This window comes from Rhodococcus sp. BH5, assembly GCF_027583855.1.
GTDB lineage: Bacteria > Actinomycetota > Actinomycetes > Mycobacteriales > Mycobacteriaceae > Rhodococcus_F > Rhodococcus_F qingshengii.
In genome coordinates this window covers 304,799-324,414 of record NZ_JAJHVW010000007.1, presented here as the reverse complement: position 1 = coordinate 324,414, position 19,616 = coordinate 304,799, and the positions used below count along the sequence as shown (strand labels likewise).

Annotated in this window: 19 protein-coding genes and 1 riboswitch; of the genes, 6 read left to right on the top strand and 13 right to left on the bottom strand. The window is 63.9% G+C overall.

Features of this window, described 5'->3' with window-relative positions:
- Nucleotides 1-92: 92 nt before the first annotated feature.
- From RhoBH5_RS20000 to thiO, 6 genes are all read right to left on the bottom strand, one after another.
- A complete protein-coding gene (locus RhoBH5_RS20000) occupies nucleotides 93-1,544 on the bottom strand; it encodes a M20/M25/M40 family metallo-hydrolase (protein ID WP_192712084.1) in 1,452 nt (483 codons plus the stop codon).
- A 132-nt stretch (nucleotides 1,545-1,676) separates the two neighbouring features.
- Nucleotides 1,677-2,447, bottom strand: a complete 771-nt coding sequence (locus RhoBH5_RS19995; protein WP_047268852.1) for an ABC transporter permease — start codon at nucleotides 2,445-2,447, stop codon at nucleotides 1,677-1,679.
- Nucleotides 2,447-3,436: an ABC transporter ATP-binding protein gene (locus tag RhoBH5_RS19990; RefSeq protein ID WP_058038516.1), complete on the bottom strand. Its 990-nt coding sequence runs from the start codon at nucleotides 3,434-3,436 to the stop codon at nucleotides 2,447-2,449. Before RhoBH5_RS19990 ends, RhoBH5_RS19995 begins: the two co-directional genes overlap by 1 nt.
- 130 nt (nucleotides 3,437-3,566) lie before the next feature.
- A complete protein-coding gene (locus RhoBH5_RS19985; RefSeq protein ID WP_007726857.1) occupies nucleotides 3,567-4,319 on the bottom strand; it encodes a thiazole synthase in 753 nt (250 codons plus the stop codon).
- Nucleotides 4,312-4,527, bottom strand: a complete 216-nt coding sequence (gene thiS / locus RhoBH5_RS19980) for a sulfur carrier protein ThiS (protein WP_003944402.1) — start codon at nucleotides 4,525-4,527, stop codon at nucleotides 4,312-4,314. The genes RhoBH5_RS19985 and thiS overlap by 8 nt, the downstream gene beginning before the upstream one ends.
- A complete protein-coding gene (thiO, locus tag RhoBH5_RS19975; protein WP_003944311.1) occupies nucleotides 4,524-5,603 on the bottom strand; it encodes a glycine oxidase ThiO in 1,080 nt (359 codons plus the stop codon). Before thiO ends, thiS begins: the two co-directional genes overlap by 4 nt.
- Nucleotides 5,603-5,749: riboswitch (TPP riboswitch) on the bottom strand. Its footprint overlaps the gene before it by 1 nt.
- Nucleotides 5,750-5,775: 26 nt before the next feature.
- Between thiO and thiE the strand changes: the two genes are divergently transcribed.
- Together thiE and RhoBH5_RS19965 are read left to right on the top strand one after the other, a co-directional pair.
- A complete protein-coding gene (thiE, locus tag RhoBH5_RS19970; RefSeq protein WP_003944422.1) occupies nucleotides 5,776-6,471 on the top strand; it encodes a thiamine phosphate synthase in 696 nt (231 codons plus the stop codon).
- A 248-nt stretch (nucleotides 6,472-6,719) separates the two neighbouring features.
- Nucleotides 6,720-6,851, top strand: coding sequence for a hypothetical protein (locus RhoBH5_RS19965; RefSeq protein ID WP_003944354.1), 132 nt, complete (start codon nucleotides 6,720-6,722; stop codon nucleotides 6,849-6,851).
- A 92-nt stretch (nucleotides 6,852-6,943) separates the two neighbouring features.
- On the opposite strand, the gene RhoBH5_RS19960 is transcribed toward RhoBH5_RS19965, so the two are convergent.
- Nucleotides 6,944-7,558, bottom strand: coding sequence for an NUDIX hydrolase (locus tag RhoBH5_RS19960; RefSeq protein WP_063314811.1), 615 nt, complete (start codon nucleotides 7,556-7,558; stop codon nucleotides 6,944-6,946).
- A gap of 158 nt (nucleotides 7,559-7,716) precedes the next feature.
- Here RhoBH5_RS19960 and RhoBH5_RS19955 point away from each other — a divergent pair, with 158 nt between their 5' ends.
- From RhoBH5_RS19955 to RhoBH5_RS19945, 3 genes are read left to right on the top strand one after another with little or no spacing between them, the layout of a single operon-like run.
- Nucleotides 7,717-9,078, top strand: a complete 1,362-nt coding sequence (locus RhoBH5_RS19955) for a hypothetical protein (RefSeq protein WP_042452116.1) — start codon at nucleotides 7,717-7,719, stop codon at nucleotides 9,076-9,078.
- A gap of 14 nt (nucleotides 9,079-9,092) precedes the next feature.
- Nucleotides 9,093-10,079: a glutamate ABC transporter substrate-binding protein gene (locus tag RhoBH5_RS19950; protein WP_003944406.1), complete on the top strand. Its 987-nt coding sequence runs from the start codon at nucleotides 9,093-9,095 to the stop codon at nucleotides 10,077-10,079.
- A 7-nt stretch (nucleotides 10,080-10,086) separates the two neighbouring features.
- Nucleotides 10,087-12,414, top strand: coding sequence for a serine/threonine-protein kinase (locus RhoBH5_RS19945; protein WP_158170278.1), 2,328 nt, complete (start codon nucleotides 10,087-10,089; stop codon nucleotides 12,412-12,414).
- A gap of 33 nt (nucleotides 12,415-12,447) precedes the next feature.
- On the opposite strand, the gene RhoBH5_RS19940 is transcribed toward RhoBH5_RS19945, so the two are convergent.
- The 6 genes from RhoBH5_RS19940 to RhoBH5_RS19915 all read right to left on the bottom strand — a co-directional run bounded on the left by RhoBH5_RS19940 (nucleotide 12,448) and on the right by RhoBH5_RS19915 (nucleotide 18,535).
- Complete coding sequence (locus tag RhoBH5_RS19940) at nucleotides 12,448-13,647, bottom strand: acetate kinase (protein WP_054782160.1); 1,200 nt, start codon at nucleotides 13,645-13,647, stop codon at nucleotides 12,448-12,450.
- The gene (pta, locus tag RhoBH5_RS19935; protein ID WP_042452123.1) at nucleotides 13,644-15,728 is read right to left on the bottom strand and encodes a phosphate acetyltransferase; all 2,085 of its coding nucleotides are present in this window, start codon (nucleotides 15,726-15,728) and stop codon (nucleotides 13,644-13,646) included. The genes RhoBH5_RS19940 and pta overlap by 4 nt, the downstream gene beginning before the upstream one ends.
- Before the next feature lie 146 nt (nucleotides 15,729-15,874).
- Nucleotides 15,875-16,888 (bottom strand): glucose-6-phosphate dehydrogenase (coenzyme-F420), encoded by a 1,014-nt coding sequence (gene fgd, locus RhoBH5_RS19930; protein ID WP_003944371.1) that lies wholly within the window; start codon nucleotides 16,886-16,888, stop codon nucleotides 15,875-15,877.
- Between the two features lie 95 nt (nucleotides 16,889-16,983).
- Nucleotides 16,984-17,331, bottom strand: a complete 348-nt coding sequence (locus tag RhoBH5_RS19925; protein ID WP_003944317.1) for a YidH family protein — start codon at nucleotides 17,329-17,331, stop codon at nucleotides 16,984-16,986.
- A complete protein-coding gene (locus RhoBH5_RS19920) occupies nucleotides 17,328-17,801 on the bottom strand; it encodes an RDD family protein (RefSeq protein WP_003944375.1) in 474 nt (157 codons plus the stop codon). Before RhoBH5_RS19920 ends, RhoBH5_RS19925 begins: the two co-directional genes overlap by 4 nt.
- The gene (locus RhoBH5_RS19915; RefSeq protein WP_003944326.1) at nucleotides 17,801-18,535 is read right to left on the bottom strand and encodes a hypothetical protein; all 735 of its coding nucleotides are present in this window, start codon (nucleotides 18,533-18,535) and stop codon (nucleotides 17,801-17,803) included. Before RhoBH5_RS19915 ends, RhoBH5_RS19920 begins: the two co-directional genes overlap by 1 nt.
- A gap of 115 nt (nucleotides 18,536-18,650) precedes the next feature.
- On the opposite strand from RhoBH5_RS19915, the gene RhoBH5_RS19910 reads away from it, so the two are divergent.
- Entirely contained in the window at nucleotides 18,651-19,592 is a 942-nt protein-coding gene (locus tag RhoBH5_RS19910; protein WP_003944347.1) for an alpha/beta hydrolase, read from the top strand.
- Nucleotides 19,593-19,616 lie beyond the last annotated feature (24 nt).

Below are 19,616 nucleotides of genomic sequence, written 5' to 3'. Positions count from 1 at the left end.
AAGCGTAACTCAGAGTTACAGACAGCGTGCTGCCGCCGTTCTCGCACAGTGGCCTCCTGGTCGCTCGCACAGTCGATCATTCGGTCAGTCGATCATTCGGTTCTGGCCTGTGTCCGGGCATCGCCGACGGGAACTCCGTTCGGCCCGCTCAAATCCTGGGCATACGTCGCAACTCCGAAGGCTACTGCAGAAGCGTTGGCAGCGAGCGCTTCGCGATCGATGTTCGCGAGGTTGTCCTGGGCACTGTGGTAGTTCGGGTCGAAGGTCTCCTCCGCTTCTCCGCCCCACTTCTCGGCCTGTGCCGGCGTCTTGCGCTCGTCCGCGCCGCTGAACACTCCGCCCGCCGGGATTCCGATCTCGATGAACGGGCCGTAGTCGGAACGCCCGTCGAAGTCCGTTCCGTCCGCCGCAATCCCCCGATCGGCAAGGAAGTCGACGAAGGTGCGCTCGATGCCCGCCGACCCCTCGGGCCCGGGCCCCTCCCCGACGGCATCCGAGTTGTCGCCGTCGTAAGCCAGGTATCCGGCGTTGGGCGAACCGAGCATGTCGAAATTCAGGTACAGGGCGATGTCGGCCCGTTCCTGATCGCTCAGACCCTCGACGTAGCGCGTGGAGCCGACCAATCCCACTTCTTCCGCTCCCCAGAAAGCGAAACGCACGGCATTTTCGATGCTCGGTGAGCTTCCCATCTGCAGCGCGGTTTCGAGCACGGCTGCGGTTCCGCTTCCGTTGTCGTTGATTCCGGGACCTTCCGGCACGCTGTCGAGGTGGGCGCCCACGACAACCACGTTGTCGGTCGCGCCGGTCTTGGTCTGCGCAATCACGTTGCGCGACTTCGTCGTTTCCGTCGACGTGTCGAGAATCAGCGTGAGGTCTCCGGGCGCTGCGGCAAGAGCCTCGCCCGACGCCTTGCTCACCCCGCCGGTCGGAATGCGGGCGTCTTCGGGTTCACCCAAGGTAGCCCCGCCCAGCATTGCGTCCTCGTTGTTGGCAACCAGCAACGCCGCCGCGCCGCGATCAGCGGCGATCTTCTGCTTGTCGCCGAACGGGCACACTCCGCGGGTGACCAGCACGATTGCACCGTTCACGTCGCGGCCGTCGTAGTCGGTGGCCTCGCAACCGGGGGTCTCGTCGGCGGGAATCGCCACCAGACGCGCCGTGATTCCGGTCGGTCCCGTGGAGGTGGAATATGTCAGCGCCCGCACCGGAACATCGGAGCCGTCAGCGGCTTTCAGGGATTCGGTGCCGGGATCGAAGGAGCTGAAGTCGAATTCCGGGGTGCTGACCTCGAAACCCTTGTCTTCGAGCAGGTTTGCCACGTAGTCGACACTGGCGTCATAGCCGGGGGTACCGGCCGATCGATTGCCCTCGTTGTTGGCGGCGATCTTCTCGAGTTGCTCCAGATGCCCGGTCACGGCGTCGACCGTGACGGTCTCGGAGAATGCAACCGGGTCTGTCGGGACGGCCGCTTCACTTCCCGACGAGCATCCACTCACCACGAGTGCTCCAGCCATTGCGACCACAACCACACCGAAGAGTCTCATCTTCGGAGGATATCGGCCGAAGCACAGGAAAGGGACCCAGTACGAATGGTTTTTCGTACTGGGTCCCTACTCTGCTGTCACTCCTGGTTCTCGGTAGGTCTCCCGACAACACCTACCGAGGGAGCGACAAGATCAGGCGTCGCGACGATTCACGATGACGATACTTGCTCCGAAAATCACCAGAACGAAGGCCGCGAAGTAGATCAGGCTGCCCCAGGGTCCCCAGTGGAAGTCGACGCCACCGCTGCTCGCACTGAGGAAGTGGTTTGCATTCGCGAACGGCAGGAACGGGGTGATCTTCTCGCCGAAGCTGCCGAACAGTCCGAACAGGCTCTCGATGAGCAGCGGCCAGAGCAGGAGCAACGCAATTGCGCCGGCCGACTGGCGAATGATCGATCCGACGCCGACAGCGAGAATCACGCACAGGAAGGCGTAGATCGGGATGCCGTAGATCGCGCGCCAGTCACTGCCGCTCGACAGGGTCAATCCGGCACTCGCCTCGGTACCGGCGATGGCCTTGGCCATGGCGTACGCGCCGAAGGCGAGAACAAATGTCAGTACAGCACCGAAAGCACCGATGAGGCCGGCTTTGGCGATCAGAACCGAGGCACGGTTCGGAACGGCCTGGAAGGTGGTGCGGATGGTCCCGAAGCGGTACTCACTGGTGACCGCGAGGGCCGCCATGATCATGAGAACCATGATTCCGAAACCCGAGATGCCGGCCGTGGCAACGGCGGTGTCGAGGTCCGGTGCTCCCTGGACGTCGGAGGACGTCAGAGCCGACTTGGCAACCGCGCCCATGATGGCCGCGAAGCCGAGCGCGAGCACGACGATGATGACCGAGCACCACAGCGGCGACTTGGTCGTGGTGATCTTGATACGTTCAGCACTGAGAACAGCCATTACAGTGCACCTCCCATAGCCTGCTGCGTGTTTGCCTGCTGTGTATTTGCGTGGTGTGCACCGACACCCGGATCGATACCGGATGCGTGGTACTGGACATCGTCCCCGGTCAACTTCATGAACGCATCCTCGAGCGACCCCTGCTGAGAAGCCAACTCGTACAACACGATCCCCTGCGAACCAGCCAAACCACCGATCACATCGGTGGTCGAATCCACGACCACCAATGCCGGGGCAACGCCGGAACCGTCCTCACGCACCGTCAGCCCCTGCGAGAGCAACACACTGCGCAACGCATCGAGCTGTGGGCTGCGCACGCGCACCGTCGACTCCGACGAACGATCCACGAACTCCGCGACCGTCGAATCCGAAATCAACCGACCCCGACCGATCACCACCAACTGCTCCGCCGTGAGCGCCATCTCCGACAGGAGGTGACTCGACACCAGCACCGTGCGGCCCTCGGCCGCCAACCGCTGCATGAACTTACGAATCCAGACGATGCCCTCCGGATCGAGACCGTTGACCGGCTCGTCGAACAACAACACCTTCGGATCCCCCAACAACGCACCCGCCAACCCCAGACGCTGCGACATACCGAGCGAGAACCCGCCGGCCTTCTTGCCCGCCACCTCGGACAACCCGACCAACCCGAGCACCTCGTCGACGCGGGACTTCGGGATCCCGTTCGAAGCAGCCATCCACTGCAGATGCGCCCGCGCACTGCGATTGGGGTGCACCCACTTCGCATCCAGCAACGCACCCACCGTCCGCAACGGCGTCTTGAGCTCCCGGTACGGCTTGCCCTCGATCAACGCCGCACCCGACGTCGGCTGATCCAGACCCAGGATCATCCGCATCGTCGTCGACTTGCCTGCACCGTTCGGGCCCAGGAAGCCCGTCACGATGCCCGGCTTGACCGTGAACGACAAATCGTCCACCGCTTTCGTCGGTCCGTAAACCTTGGTCAATCCCCTCAGTTCAATCATGAGGAGAACTTTGCCCTACCGGCAATGACCAGCACATCGGCCACAGGTCTAGTTCCGAGTGGTACTCAGGTAGGACACGAAGCCGGACAATCCGGGCATAAACCCTGAGAAAACACCCGGAAATGGTCCGTCAGGACGATGCTTGGGCCCAGAACCGCTTGGGAATCCGGCCGGCGTGACGCGCTTCGAAACCTGCTACCACTGCGTGCCGCATCGCCGACGCCATCAACGCGGGATTCTTGGCCCGCGTCACCGCTGTCGCAAGCAGGACGGCGTCGCAGCCCAACTCCATGGCAAGGGTGGCGTCGCTGGCCGTTCCGATTCCGGCGTCGAGGATGACGGGCACGCCGGCGCGCTCGACGATCATCTCGATATTGTGCGGATTCGCGATACCCAGCCCTGTCCCGATGGGTGAACCGAGCGGCATGACTGCCGCGCAGCCGACCTCTTCGAGGCGAAGCGCCAGCACCGGATCGTCCGTCGTGTACGGCAGGACGGTGAATCCGTCGTCCACCAATTGTTCTGCGGCGGAGACGAGTTCGATTGCGTCGGGCAGCAGAGTCCGCTCGTCGGCGATGACTTCGAGTTTGACCCAGTTCGTCTCGAGCGCTTCGCGTGCCAACTGCGCCGTCAGGACCGCTTCGGCGGCGCCCCGACACCCGGCGGTGTTCGGCAACGGTTCGATTCCGAGGCGACGAAGCAGGTCCAGAACACCCGTGCCGCCTGCCGCGTCGACTCGCCGCATCGCGACGGTGGTCAGTTCGGTACCGGAGGCGACAAGCGCTTCCTCGAGGACCGCAAGGTTGGCGGCGCCGCCTGTCCCCGTGATGAGCCGGGAACCGAAACTGCGGCCCGCGATAGTGAGAAGGTCCTGCTCAGCCACCCTGCACCGCCGTGAGGATCTCGATTTCCCAACCACGTCCGACGGATTCGTCCCAACGCCCGCGAGGAAAGAGCGCACCGTCGACGGCGACGGCGATGCCTTTGCTCGGCAACTCGAGGTGCGTCAGAAGTTCGGTCACCGTGACTGCTCGATCGAACTCGAGATCTTCGCCGTTGACGGTGATCCCGATCGGGACCTGCTCACTCATGAATTTTCCTTAGCTACTGCGAACCGCTCGGGTTCGGTTCCTTTTACCTCGACCAAAGATGTGCCGTTCAGCAACGCGACCGTCGCATCGGCGGTGACGGGCGTCAGCAGGACCCCGTTGCGGCCGTGCCCGGTGGAGACGACAACACGATCGGACACGCGCCCGATCAACGGCAGGTTGTCCGGCGTCATGGGACGCAGACCTGCCGCGCACTCGTACAGTTCGTATTCGCCGATCGCCGGCATCAGTGCCTCGGCGTCGTTGATCAGGTCCCGTACTCCGGCCATCGTGACCTGTGTGTCCTCACCAGACTCGTATTGTGTTGCGCCGACGACGATTCCGTCACCGCGCGGGACGAGGTAGGCGGGCCGCCCGTGGACGCTTCCGCGGATGGTGCGGCTGGGCGCCGGGGTGACTCCAGGCCTACTGCGCAAGCGAAGGATTTCGCCCTTGACCGGGCGTACCGGTAGCCCGGGCCACAGCTTGGGTGACGCGATACCGGCGGTGAGCACTATCTGATCGGTATCGAGTTCGGCGAGGTCGTCGACGGCCCGCGCGATCAATTCGACGCCGGATTCCGCACAGGCCTTCTGCAACGCCGCCAGCAGAAGTCTGTTGTCGACGGCGGACTCACCAACAGCCATCAACCCCGACCGGATGCCCCGGCCCAGCATCGGTTCGAGTTCACGGATGCGCGCGCGACCGAGAACTTCGAGTTCGTGCCCCTGCGAGCTCACCCACTCGGCGATGGTCTGCAGGTCCTGCGCGTCGGCAGCGTCGAGTGCAACCGTCAGCGAGCTGTCCGCGGTGAAGACCGATTGCCCGAATTTTCCGAGCTCCTCACCGAACGTCGGCCACCGTTCCAGGGACGCTGCACCGATTGTCAACGCGGTTTCTTCACCCGGCCAGCCTTCGGAAAGCGGGGCAAGCATTCCGCCCGCCACCCACGAAGCACCTGATCCAATGGACGGGTCGTACAACCGAACGGCCCACCCGTCGCGGGCTGCTCGCCACGCGATAGCGAGACCGATGACACCGCCGCCGACAACCGACACCGTACGAGCGTGTGTACTCACGAAACTCCACCTCCACTTCCTGCGCCGGCATGATCCGGGTCAGGTCTGACGGTCGGGATCTGGTCGCGATCCCCTCTCAGCCCTACGAACCTCGCAGTCACGACAAAAAGTGACGACGACGTTTCAGGACTCCCGTGTCGAACCTTGCTCCCTAGAGGCTACCGTTTGCTCCGTGCACCCCACACATCCCAGTAACGACATCGACCGGCGCGAGCGCCTGGCAGCAGCACGGCTGTACCTGTGCACCGACGCGCGCCGCGAGAAAGGCGACCTCGCGCAGTTCGCCGAGGCAGCATTGTCCGGCGGAGTCGACATCATCCAATTGCGTGACAAAGGCTCTGCCGGTGAGCGCGAGTTCGGCCCGCTCGAGGCCAAGGACGAACTGGTAGCGCTGGGCATTCTCGCGACCGCAGCGCGACGCCACGGCGCATTGTTGGCCGTCAACGATCGCGCGGATCTCGCGATGGCTTCCGGCGCCGACATCCTCCACCTCGGCCAGAACGACATTCCCGTCCCCTACGCGCGAACCGTTGTCGGTGAAGACGTCGTCATCGGCCGTTCGACGAGCAGTCGCGCGCAGGCGAGTCTGGCCGCCATCGAGGAGGGCGTCGACTACTTCTGTACCGGGCCGGTCTGGGCGACACCGACCAAACCGAATCGAAGTGCGTCCGGTTTGGAACTGGTTCGATCGACCGCCGACGCCGCACCGCCGCGGCCCTGGTTTGCGATCGGCGGCATCGACGAAGAACGTCTGCCAGAGCTGCTCGATGCCGGCGCCACGCGCATCGTCGTCGTGCGTGCAATCACGCAAGCATCGGATCCCCAGGCGGCCGCGCAACGCCTCGCCGCAGCCGTCGCTGGGCGCTGAAAGCCGGTAACTGGCGTTCGTCAAGTGTTTGCCGGGCGATTTCCGCACAGTTACGGGTCAGCACGCCTGACTCGAATTGTGAACGGAAGTTGTCCGATCAGACAACAAACTCCCAGTTCCTAGGTGCGATTGGATGTCCGAAAAGTCGGATTAAGTGATCTTGCTCACAGTTGCTTCGATTGCGTGTCACATCCCATTCGGTTTGTTGTAGTTTACCTCCAGTTACTAACTGAACCTAGGAGCACTAAATGGGATCCCTCGACACCGGCTCGCTCAGCACCGAATCGCTCGAAGACCTGAACCTCGGCAAGATCAGCGAGCTGCTCAAGCTCGGTATCACCGCGGTCAGCTTCATCACGGCGCTGAACTCGCTCAGCTGAGCCTCGTTTCGGTCGACGACCGAAACACCGAAGGGCCGGACTCCCGCGGAGTCCGGCCCTTCTGCTGTGTATGAACTGTGAAGACTCGAGTGCTACGACTGCGTACTCGACGCCTCGGACAAGTTCTGGTCACTGCCTGACTGCTCACTGCCTTGGTGGGAACTGCCTTGGTGGGAACTACCCGACAACCATCCGAATCCGCCGTCCTCGAGCACGACGGTGTGCGGATCGCCGTCCACGGCCACAACAGGCTCGGTCCGGAGGTCGGGCCATGAGGAACCGAAGCCCGGATGCAGCGGCAGTGAGTCGACGTCGGCTTCGCGTACCCACCGCAACTCGGTGCTCTCACCATTGGCAACCGTCGACAGTGGATGCGCCGCGTCAGCCACGACGGTGGTGTAAGTCCACCCGCTCTCGGCGCGCATCGTCACTACTTCCCCGCGGACACGGACGGCGTCCTCGGCGATACCTGCTTCTTCGTGTGCTTCCCGGACGGCAGCGTGCGTCGTGCTCTCGTGTGAGTCCCGCGCACCGCCGGGCAGTGCCCACGTTCCGCCCTGATGGCTCCACGCCGCACGATGCTGCAGCAAGACCATGGGTGATCCGTCCGAATCGGGGGCACGAAGAAGCAGTCCTGCAGCTCCGTGTTTACCCCAATGCCGAGTACCGTCCGATCCGATGGACCAACCGTCACCGTCACCACGCATCGACTACCTCGCTCCGCCTGCTCTCGCCGTTGTCCCACACTAACCGTTTCAAACTGCTCCAGGTGTAGGTGATGCTTATATGCTCGCGAAGATGCCCTGAATCATTTCTCGGCGGCATCATTTCTCGGTAGCCCGCCTACAGCGAAGTGAGGTGCTCGATGGTCGACCGTGTCGTCCCGTCCATCGAACCCCGGTCGCTGCCGCCCTCCGAGGCCACATCAGTGTCGGCGGAGGACGAGCAGGCACTTCTGCGGCGCGAACTGCAGGCCTTCATGTCCTCGACGCCTGGCCGGTTGACCGTCGTCGGACTGATCCTGATCGCGATCACTTTGATCGCCGGACTCCTCGCCACCGCAGCGATCGAGAACCGCCAGGCGAACCTCGACCTCCTCCTCGTCGAAACCGAGCCTCTCGCCAACTCGGCCCAGAATCTCTACAGTGCGTTGTCCTTGGCAGACGCCGCCGCGGCCACCGCCTTCATCTCCGGCGGCCTCGAACCCGCCGAAGTCCGCGACCGATACACGCAGTCGATCGGTGAGGCCTCTGCGGAGATCGTCCAGGCGTCGGCCGGTCTCGACTCGACCGATCTTGCCGGTCACAGCGCGTTGACCACCATCTCGACCGACCTCTCCGTCTACACCGGGCTGGTCGAAACTGCACGGGCGAACAATCGCGTCGGAAACCCGGTCGGGGCAGCATATTTGAGCGAGGCCTCGCAGTTGATGCAGACCTCGCTGCTGCCGATGGCCCAGCAACTGCACGCCTCGCAGGAGACGCTGGTCTCCCAAGTACAGCGCGATTTCGAGACTCCACCGTGGTGGCCGATCGTGGCGTTCGTCTTCGTGCTGTGCGCGCTGGTGGCGACACAGATGTACTTCTCCCGCAAGAGTCGCCGACGCTTCAATCTCGGGTTGATCCTTGCCTCGCTCGCGGTCGCTGCAGCTCTGCTGTGGCTGCTCACGGTCGGACTGGTCTCCGCACTGGCCACCGGGCGCGCGCTCGACGCCGGGGCCGAGCCACTGCACGAACTGACCGAGGCACGAATCATGGCGCAGCAAGCACGCACCGTGGAAACCCTCACGCTGGCGAGGCGGGATTCGACCGCCGAGGACAACGTGACGTTCACCCGCAAGGTCGATGCTCTGCGGGACATCCTCGAGGGCCTGCAAAGCGACGAACGCGCCCGAGTGAACAGCGAAGTGCTGACCGCCGCACTCGACTCGCGCCAGCAGTGGGTGGCTGCGCACACGCGCATGTACGACCGTCTCGGAAACGGCGACTTCACGTCCGCCGCAGCCATCACCATCGGCGCCGGAGAACAGGATTCGGCCGCGGAGTACGGAAAGCTCGATCACGAACTCTGGCAGGGAATCGTGGATTCGCGCACGAATCTTCGGTCCGACGTCTCGTACGCCTCCCGGGTGTTGGCTGCCTCCGCACCGGGCATGTCTGTATTGGCAGTTCTCGGAGTTGCCGGAATCTTCATCGGATTCTGGCCTCGACTGCGGGAGTATCAGTGACGGGAGTACCGGTGATGCGGAGGAAGAGCCCGGCCGTATGTGTCGCGGTTCTGGCAGCGGCCATGCTGGTGCTCGCCGGTTGCGGTGCGGATCGAGCCGAAGACTTGGACAACGCAGGTGCCACGTCGTACACGGAACCGCCGCTGCCGGCCGAGGCCACCATCGCTCCCAGCCCGACACCGACGACTACCGCGTCGTGCACCAACCTCACCGCGAGCCTGCGGCCCACCCCCGCAGACGCATCTCCGCAGCCACCCACGCCGAGCCTCGACGCCATCCGCGCCCGCGGGCGGCTGATCGTGGGCCTGGACACCGGTTCCAACCTCATGAGCTTTCGCGATCCGGCCACCGGGCGCCTCGAGGGTTTCGACGTGGACATCGCCCGCGAAATCGCCCGAGATCTGCTCGGTGACCCGGAGAAGATCGAGTACCGAATCCTGACGTCGGACGATCGGATCGCCGCACTCCAGGAATCGATGGTCGACGTGGTCGTCAAGACCATGACCATCACGTGCGAGCGGCGCGAGAAGGTCGACTTCTCGACGCAGTACTTCTCCGCTGAACAACGAATTCAGGTCTTGCAGGGGTCATCCGTCCGCGGCATCGACGACCTCGCAGGCAAGCGGGTCTGCGCTGCCCGGGGAACGACCTCGGCGACTCGAATCCAGCAACTCCAACCCGAAGCCACCGTCGTCACCGTCCCGATGTGGTCCGACTGCCTCGTCGTCCTCCAGCAGGGGCAGGTGGACGCGATCAGCACCGACGACACGATCCTCGCGGGCCTCGCCTCGCAAGACCCGTATCTGATGATGGTCGGTGGCTCACTGGGCGTCGAACCGTACGGAATCGGAGTGAACAAGGACAACCCCGACTTGGTCCGATTCGTCAACGGAACACTGGATCGGATCCGGAGCGACGGGACCTGGAACCGTATCTACGACCGCTGGCTCAGCGTCCTCGGTCCTTCGCCCGGTCCCCCGCCGGCCGTCTACCGGGATTGAGGCTGACATGACCGAAGAAACCGGCCCCGAGCCCGACGCCACGCAGGCTTCCATGCGTCCCGAACCCGAAGCCACCGGCGCCTACGAGCGGCCCGAGCCCGAAGCCACGGGCGCCTACGAGCGTCTCGAACCGACCTCGGCCCAGATACGAGCAACCACGCCGTCCGCGTCCTCCTCCCCTACCGGCCGCTCCACTCGATCCCGCCGCAGCCGGTCGGGGCGAAAGCTGCGCCTCGGCGGCGGCCTGGTCGAGGTTCCCCCCGTCCCGCAGATCGACCCCGCATCTGCGGTGATGAGTGACCCGACCGTCCCCGAGCGGAAACGCTTCTGTTGGAAATGCAACGAACCAGTCGGTCGTAAGAGCGCAAGCACCAAGGCAACTCAGCACGGCACCTGCCCCAAGTGCGGTTCCACTTTCGACTTCCGCCCACTTCTCGAAGAGGGCGAATTGGTGTCCGGTCAGTACGAGGTTCAAGGGCCCATCGCGCACGGCGGCCTGGGATGGATCTACCTCGCGATCGATCGCAATGTCAGCGACAGGTGGGTAGTTCTCAAGGGGCTCTTGCATTTCGGTGATTCCGAAGCGCAAGCCGTTGCGGTGGCCGAGCGTCAGTTCCTCGCCGAGGTCGCCAACCCCAGCATCGTCAAGATCTTCAACTTCGTCGAGCATCCGCGCCCGGACGGCACACCCATGGGGTACATCGTCATGGAGTACGTGGGTGGGCGATCATTGCGCGAGGTGCTGGCCGAATTCCCGGACGGCAAGCACATGCCGATCGAGCAGGCAATCGGCTATGTACTGGAAATCCTTCCGGCGCTGAGCTATCTGCATTCCACCGGCCTGGCCTACAACGACCTCAAACCCGAGAACGTGATGGTCACCGAGGATCAGTTGAAGCTGATCGATCTCGGCGCCGTGTCCGGAATCGAAGACTACGGATACCTGTACGGTACCGCCGGCTATCAAGCACCCGAGATCATCGAGACCGGTCCGACCATCGCCTCCGACATCTTCACCGTTGGAAGAACACTCGCGGTTCTCACCCTCGACATGCCTTCGAAGCACGGACGGTACCTCGACGGCCTTCCCGAACCCGAGGACGAGCCACTACTGCGCGACCACGAGTTCTTTCACCGTCTACTGCTACGCGCTACCGACCCGGATCCGAAGAAGCGATTCCAGTCCGCCGAGGAAATCGCGGGACAACTCACCGGCGTTCTGCGAGAAATCCTCGCCGAGCAGACCGGGCAGGAGAATCCCGGACTCTCGCTCGTGTTCAGCAGGCAGCGAACGTCTTTCGGCACCGATGAACTGGTCGGGCAAACCGATGTGTACGTGGACGGTGTCAGCCACGACGCCGCTCTCGATCCGCGCGAAGTTGCGCACGCACTTCCCATTCCGTTGGTCGACCCCACCGATCCCAGCGCGCCGTTGCTGGCGGCAGCGGTGCACAGCGAACCGTCGCAGACCCTCGATGCGTTGAAACACGCCCGCGAGAACGGAATCGACCGAACATCGGGCACACCGGCGGCCGCCGTCTCGGGCGAAGTTCGACTGGCCGAGGCCAAAGCTCATCTCGATCTCGGTGATCCGGAAACCGCACTGACAGTTCTGGGCGAACTCCAGCAGAACATCGGGGACCACTGGAAGATCGAGTGGTATCGAGGACTTGCTGCGTTACAACTGGACCGATTCGAGCCCGCTTTCAGTCACTTCGAGACAGTTCTCACCGCACTGCCCGGCGAGGCTGCACCCAAGCTGGCGTTGGCAGCGACGGCAGAACTGATTCTCCAGCACTGGGAGAGCGACGACCCGGACCAATGGTGCCGCTTCTCCGAGAAGTACTACCGCACCGTCTGGCGGACCGAACGGAACTACGTCAGCGCAGCATTCGGGCTCGCCCGACAACTCGCCGATCACGGCAACAAGAAGGCAGCCATCGCCGCCCTCGACGAAGTACCCACGTCTTCCCGGCACTACAACGTCGCACGGATGTCCAGCGCTCTGACGATGCTGTCCGGCGTTCCGATCGCCGAACTCGACGAATCGACTCTGCGGGAAGCCGCCCGTCGTGTTCGGGCGCTGCCTGCTGAAGAGAGCCGAAGCCTGCAGATGCGAACCCTGGTGTTGGGCACGGCACTCGATTGGATTCGCTACGGCAATCGCTCGCACACCGAACTCGAACCCATCCTCGACCTGCCCTTCACCGAGCAAGGTCTGCGCACCGGAGCCGAAGCCTGCCTTCGAGCCCTCGCTCGCGCCACGACCTCCCGCACGCACCGCTACGCCCTCGTGGACCGGGCGAATGCGGTGCGTCCGCGCAGCAATTTCTGACGGACGCCCCGAGGTTTACAGTGCTGCAGAAACCTACAGTGCGGCCACCAAAGCCTTCGCCGCGCGGGCGATCGCCAACTCCTCGTTGGTGGGGACCACCAGCACCTCGACGGCTGACGTGGATGCGGAGATACGACGCTCGTCGCGACTCTTCGCCTCGTTGAGAGCCGGATCGACCTCGATACCGAGACGGGAAAGCCCGGCCAGGCTGTCGCGTCGTACGTCGATGTTGTTCTCCCCGACGCCACCGGTGAAGGTGATGACGTCGACGCCACCGAGTTGAACGATGAAGGCACCGATGTACTTACGGAGCATGTGCACGTAAACGTCGTACGCAAGTTGTGCGTCTTGGTCGCCGCCCTCGATCAGTGCGAGCAAGGCACGGAAATCGTTGACTCCCGACAGTCCCTTCAAACCGGAGCGCCGGTTGAGGAGGTCGTCGATCTCGTCGACCTTCATTCCCGAGTTGCGGTTGAGGTGCAAGATGATGCCTGGATCGATGTCGCCGCTGCGGGTGCCCATGACAAGACCCTCGAGCGGGGTGAGGCCCATCGTGGTGTCGATGGCCTTGCCGCCCTTGATTGCCGAGGCCGAAGCGCCGTTTCCGAGGTGCAGGACTATCTGATTCAGCTCGGCCGGATCCTTGCCGAGGAACTCCGCGACCCGTCCAGACACGTATTCGTGTGAGGTCCCGTGGAAGCCGTACCGGCGAATCTGGTTGGCCTTGGCCACATCCCGATCGATCGCATAGGTGGACGCCGCCGCGGGCAGTGTGTGAAAGAAGGCGGTGTCGAACACTGCTACGTGCGGAACGTCTGGCAGTTCTTCGCGCGCCACCTCGATACCGATCACGTTGGCCGGATTGTGCAGCGGCGCAAGGTTCGACAAATCCGCGATGGCTTTCACGACGCCGTCGTCGATGAGAGTCGGCGAATAGAAGATGTCACCACCGTGCACGACTCGGTGACCGACTGCGATGATTCCGGCCTCACTCAGCGGCCGCCCGACCTCGGCGACGATGTCGAGCACCATCTTCAGACCTGCGCGGTGATCGGCGATCGGAAGGCTCCGGTCTTCGACTCCGGTGCGGTGGTTGTAGACGATGTGGCCGTCGGGCTCACCGATGCGCTCGATGAGACCGTGCGCCACCGATTCCGCCGTATCCGGATGCACGAGTTGAAATTTGATGGATGACGAGCCGGAATTGATGACCAGTACGGTGCCGTCGCTCACGCTTGCGCTCCCTGTGCCTGTATTGCCGTGATAGCCACGGTGTTGACGATGTCCTGGACCAACGCCCCACGCGAGAGGTCGTTGACCGGCTTGTTCAGTCCCTGCAGAACCGGCCCGACGGCGATAGCACCGGCGCTACGCTGCACTGCCTTGTACGTGTTGTTGCCGGTGTTCAGGTCCGGGAACACGAACACCGTTGCTTTGCCCGCCACCAGCGAATCCGGCATCTTCTTGTCGGCGACACTCTGCTCGACGGCGGCGTCGTACTGAATGGGCCCTTCCACCAACAGATCCGGTCGACGCTCGCGCACCAAAGCGGTCGCGGTGCGAACCTTGTCGACGTCGGCTCCGCTGCCCGAATCCCCGGTGGAGTAAGAGAGCATCGCGATGCGCGGATCGATCCCGAACTGCGACGCCGTCTGTGCGGACGAGATCGCGATGTCCGCCAACTGCTCCGACGTCGGGTCCGGAACCACGGCGCAGTCACCGTAGGAGAGAACGCGGTCGGCCAGGCACATCAGGAAGATGCTCGAGACCGTCGAGACACCGGGGGCGGTCTTGATGATCTCGAACGAGGGTCGAATCGTGTGAGCGGTGGTGTGTGCAGCGCCGGACACCATGCCGTCGGCAATTCCCAAGTGCACCATCATCGTTCCGAAGTACGAGATGTCGGCGATCACCTCGCGGGCCCGCTCGATGGTCATGCCCTTGTGAGCACGCAGCGCGGTGTATTCCTGTGCGAAGCGCTCGGTGTACTCGGACTGCGCGGGTGCGAGTACCTGCGCGCCACTGATGTCGACGCCGAGTTCCGCTGCGCGTCGACGCACACTGGGTTCGTCACCGAGGATCGTCAGGTCGGCAACCTGGCGCTGCAGCAACCGGCCGGCCGCGCGCAGGATCCGGTCGTCGTCACCCTCAGGCAGGACGATGTGCTTGCGATCGCGTCGAGCGCGGTCGATCAGCTTGTACTCGAACATCTGTGGGGTCACGACGGACGGGATCGGCAGTGCCAGTCGGTCCATCAGGACGTCGGCGTCGACGCGCTGTTCCATCAAGCTCAACGCGGTGTCCACCTTGCGCTGCGAACCGACTGCCACGCGTCCGCGGGTTTGGGCTGCGGCGCTTGCGGTGTCGAAAGTGCCGAGGGTTGTCGTGAGAATCGGAAGACGCTGTTTGAGGCCGGCCATCAACGCCGCGATGGCCGGGTGCGGCGTGATCCCGCCATTCATGATGATGCCCGCGAGCGACGGAAATCCCTCCGCCTCATGCGCATTGAGCAACGCGAGCAGCACGTCCGAGCGATCGCCCGGTGCGATGACGACCATGCCCTCGACCAGACGCTCGAGGATGTGCTCCGCGGTCATGCCGCCCACCATCACCTTGAGCGCTTCGCGGTGCAGCAGTTCCGGGTCACCCGAATACAACTCGCCGCCGGTGGCCTCCATCAACTCGGCCATCGTGGGCGAGACGAGCAACGGAATCTCCGGCAGGCTCCACGTCGGAACTCCGATGTCGGACAGCGCTGCGGTGACCTCGTCGAGCTTGTCGGGATCGCAACGATTGGCGACGACCGCGAGCAGATGAGCGTGGTTGGCGGCCAACTCGGCGGCGCATAGATGCGCGAGCTGGGCGACCTCCTCGACACTGCGCCGAGCGCCTCGAACCGCCAGCAGAACCGGCGCGCCGAGGTTCACGGCGATGCGGGCGTTGAAGCTCAGCTCGCTCGGGCTTGCTACGTCGGTGTAGTCACTTCCGATGATGACGACGGCGTCGCACTGCTCGGCCACGGTGTGGTACTTCGCGACGATGTCGGCCAGCGCGGCTTCAGGATCGGCGTGAACCTGCTCGTAGGTGACGCCGAGTGCGTCGGCGTAGGAGAGATCGGCGGTGGTGTGCTCGAGCAGCAGTTCGAGGATGTAGTCGGTTTCCTCGGTAGAGCGGGCGATCGGGCGGAAGACACCGACCCGGGCGACGGTCGCGCACAGCATCTGCAGCACGCCAAGCGCGATGGTGGATTTTCCGGTGTCACCTTCAGGAGAGGCAACGTAGACACTCGACACGGCAGCGGGCGCTTCTGGCATGCCCAACAGCCTAGTGTGGGCCGCCGCCCACCTTGCCACTGATCGTGGTCACGCTCACGCTCGTGCCGACAACCGGCGGCTACGAGAAAGACGAACGGTGCCTGCCACACGTCGAGTGGCAGACACCGTTCAGTTGATCTCGAGGATCAGCCCAGAGCACGCAAGCGAGGCGCGAGGTCACGCTCGAACAGTTCGAGGAACCGGCGCTGATCATGGCCCGGTGCGTGGAACACCAGGTGATTGAGACCGGCATCGACGTAGGCCTTGACCTGCTCGACGGCGTCGTCCGGATCGGAAGCGACGATCCAACGCTTGGCCACCTGCTCGATGGGCAGAGCGTCGGCAGCGGCTTCCATTTCGATCGGATCCTCGATGCTGTGCTTCTGCTCCGGCGTCAGGGACAGCGGAGCCCAGAAGCGGGTGTTCTCGAGTGCAGCCTCCGGATCGGTGTCGTAGCTGATCTTGATCTCGATCATCTTGTCGATGTCGGCGACGTCGCGCTCGGCCTTGGCTGCGCCCTCGGCAACGGCTGGAAGCAGCTTCTCGGTGTAGAGCTCCATGCCCTTTCCGGAGGTGCAGATGAAGCCGTCACCGGCACGTCCCGCGTATCGGGCGACAACGGGTCCGCCGGCCGCGATGTACACGGGAATGCCGCCCTCGGGAACGTCGTAGATCGACGCGCCACGAGTGGTGAAGTACTCGCCTTCGAAGTCGACACGATCCCCCAGCCACAGCTCACGCATCAACCGCACGGACTCACGCAGCCGCGCGAAGCGTTCCTTGAACTCGGGCCACTCGCCCTGGAAGCCGGTGGCGATCTCGTTGAGAGCCTCACCGCTGCCGACGCCGAGCATGATGCGTCCCGGGTAGAGACATCCCATCGTCGCGAACGCCTGAGCGATGACTGCCGGGTTGTAGCGGAACGTCGGCGTCATCACGGACGTGCCGATCTGCACGCGCTCGGTGCGCTCACCGACGGCGGTCATCCAGGCGAGCGAGAACGGTGCGTGGCCACCGTTGTGGCGCCACGGCTGGAAATGATCGCTCACCGCAACGGAATCCATGCCGTGCTGCTCTGCCAGAACTGCCAGCTCTACCAGTTCGCGAGGGCCGAATTGCTCAGCCGATGCCTTGTATCCGAGCTTGAGTTCCTGCGCCACCGTGCACTCCCTTGTCGTCTGTTTCGTTTACTTCTCTGACATGCTTCACGTTCTTTGCAGACTATCCAGACACCGCTGGGACTTCTCTGCGTATCTCAGCGAGCGAGGCTGGTGACCACCGTTGCCACGCCGGCTGCGACGGCAACCCCGGCCAGTGCCAGTGCAAACAGCCACAATGCGTGCGGTTCCGGCATCGCCGCTCCGTCCTCGAGCGCCTTCTTCACCTGTAGCCAGCGTCGCATACCTACCAGTGCGGCTGCCGCCGCGAGTGCGATCAGGGTCAGACCGAGAGTCGTGCGAACCCACCCGGTACTCCATTCCGGTACCAATTGGACGACGGCGATGCCTCCGGCCAGCAGGGCGAGTGAGCTACGCATCCAGGCGAGGAAGGTGCGCTCGCTGGCAAGGGTGAAGCGCTCGTCCGGGCGGTTCGGTTCACTCATGCGTGCTCACCTCCGTGCGGTGCCACCAGATCCGGGTCCTGACGCCAGTCGTAGACGACCTCGGTGCGCAGAACGATGTCCTGCAACGAACGTCGTCGTCGATCGACCGCCGACCACAGCAATCCGAAGGCGAAGAGCACGCAGAGCACCGCACGGATGAAGGCCAACGGCCAGCGCACGAGGCGATGCCCGGACGTGATCACCCGCAGCCCCATCACGAGGGACCCGACGGTCCGACCGGTGGTCGCCCAGCAGGCGGTCAGATACGCCACCGAGACACCGAGAAATGCCGTCGTGGACAGGAAGATTCCCGGTTCCGAGAAAGTGAAACTCTGTGGCGAGAAGAGCAGTCGGACGAAGGCGAAGCCCACGTACACGGAACCCATCAGGAGCAGGACGACGCCCAGGTCGATCAGTCCGGCGAGTCCACGGGTGACGATGCCGGCTGGGCCGGAACTCTCCTGGGCCACTAGCGTTCGCCTGCGTTCGTCTTCGGATCGGTCTCTGTCGACGGTTTTTCTGGTGACGGTTTATCTGATGACGGTGCGTTGTCGCGGCCGAAGAGTCGCCCGACGAAGCCGGCGACAGCGTCGTCCGCCTGCATGCCCTGCACTCGAGCTCCGTGCACGGCTTCCGTGGAGAGTGAACCGGTCGATTCACGAATCATCTGGGGCAGGTCGACGCCCTCGATGACCTGGTCGGCGATCTTGACGAGGTCGATGCGGTTGACCTGGCGTTCGAGGTCGACCGTGTCGACTATCCCGTCGAGATCGAGGCGATCGATCACCGCTTTGACGTCGAGGCGGCTTGCGATCTCGTCCACGTCGACCCGGTCGATGATCGGTTCGAGCGAGACCCGTTCGGCAATCTTGTCCACGTCGATGTTCTCGGCGATCTTGTCGATGTCCACGTGGTCGACGACGATCTTGGTGATGTCGACTTCGGACAGAGCAGCGTCGACGACAGCTTTGATCACCGTCCGCAAGGTCGAGTCGGCGAACTCCACGGTCGAGTGCATCGCTTCCGTGCCGCGAGTGGTGACCTGGGTGATCGCGCCGTCGAGTGCGTCACCGACGACAGGGATCCGCTGCACGGAATCAAGTGCGAGACCAGCGGTTCTGCGCGCCGCACCAGCCGTGATCGCGGCCAGCCCGAAGGCCAGCCGAATCACGTCGGATTCGGGGTGGTGCGACTGCGATCCCACGCAATTGTCTCCATCTTCTTATACGACTGTTACCCGGACATTCGTCACTCCTCTTCGCATTGTGCCACTGTTGGAAGGCACAAATACGCTGTCCGGCTTGCGCCTGGGGGGAAATATGAAGACACGTCGTTTCACGGTTCGGCTGACGATGGCGGTGGCCATGGCCGCCGGCTTTCTCGGCCTCAGCGCGCCGACCGCGAGCGCGGATTCCGTGGTCAGTCGCATCGACGTCTACTCCCCCTCGATGGACCGCTGGATCGCCAACGACGTGATTTCGCCGGCCGGAGGAGGCCCGGCCCCGACCTTCTATCTGTTGACCGGTGTCGGCGGCGGCGAGGACGGGATCTCGTGGTTCAACAACACCGGAGTTCGTGACTTCTTCGACGACAAACACGTCAACGTGGTCATGCCGGTCGGCGGCAAGTTCAGCATGTACACCGACTGGAACGCCGACGATCCGGTGCTGGGCCGTAACAAGTGGCAGACGTACCTCACCAAGGAACTACCGGCGGCGGTCAACGCTCGGTACAACACGACCGGTGTCAACGCACTCGGCGGTGTGTCGATGGCCGGCGGACCGGTTCTGGACCTCGCGATCCAGTCGCCGGGCACCTACCGCGCAGTCGGCTCGTACAGCGGCTGTCCGCGCGCCGGCGACCCGCTCGGCCAGGCAGCGGTGCGCTCGATGGTCGAGATACTCGGCGGCGGCAACGCGGCCAACATGTGGGGGCCGTGGGGTAGCCCGCAGTGGGCGGCGCACGACCCGTTGATCAACGCCGAGAAACTGCGTGGCACAGCGCTGTTCATCTCGACCGGCAACGGCCTCCCCGGCCCGGTGGACGGAATCAACTCGCTGGCTATGGCCGCCGGCGTCGTTCCCGGCGCGGTCCTCGAAGGCATCACCAACATGTGCACCGCTGCCCTGCAGGGGCGATTCGGTCAGCTCGGCATTCCCGCGACGTTCAGCTTCCGACCCGAAGGCACCCACACCTGGGGGCTCTTCGAAGCCGACATGCGCGCGTCGTGGCCGATGATCGCGGGCGCTATCGGGGCGTGAGCCTCACGGCCCTCTTTACAAGCC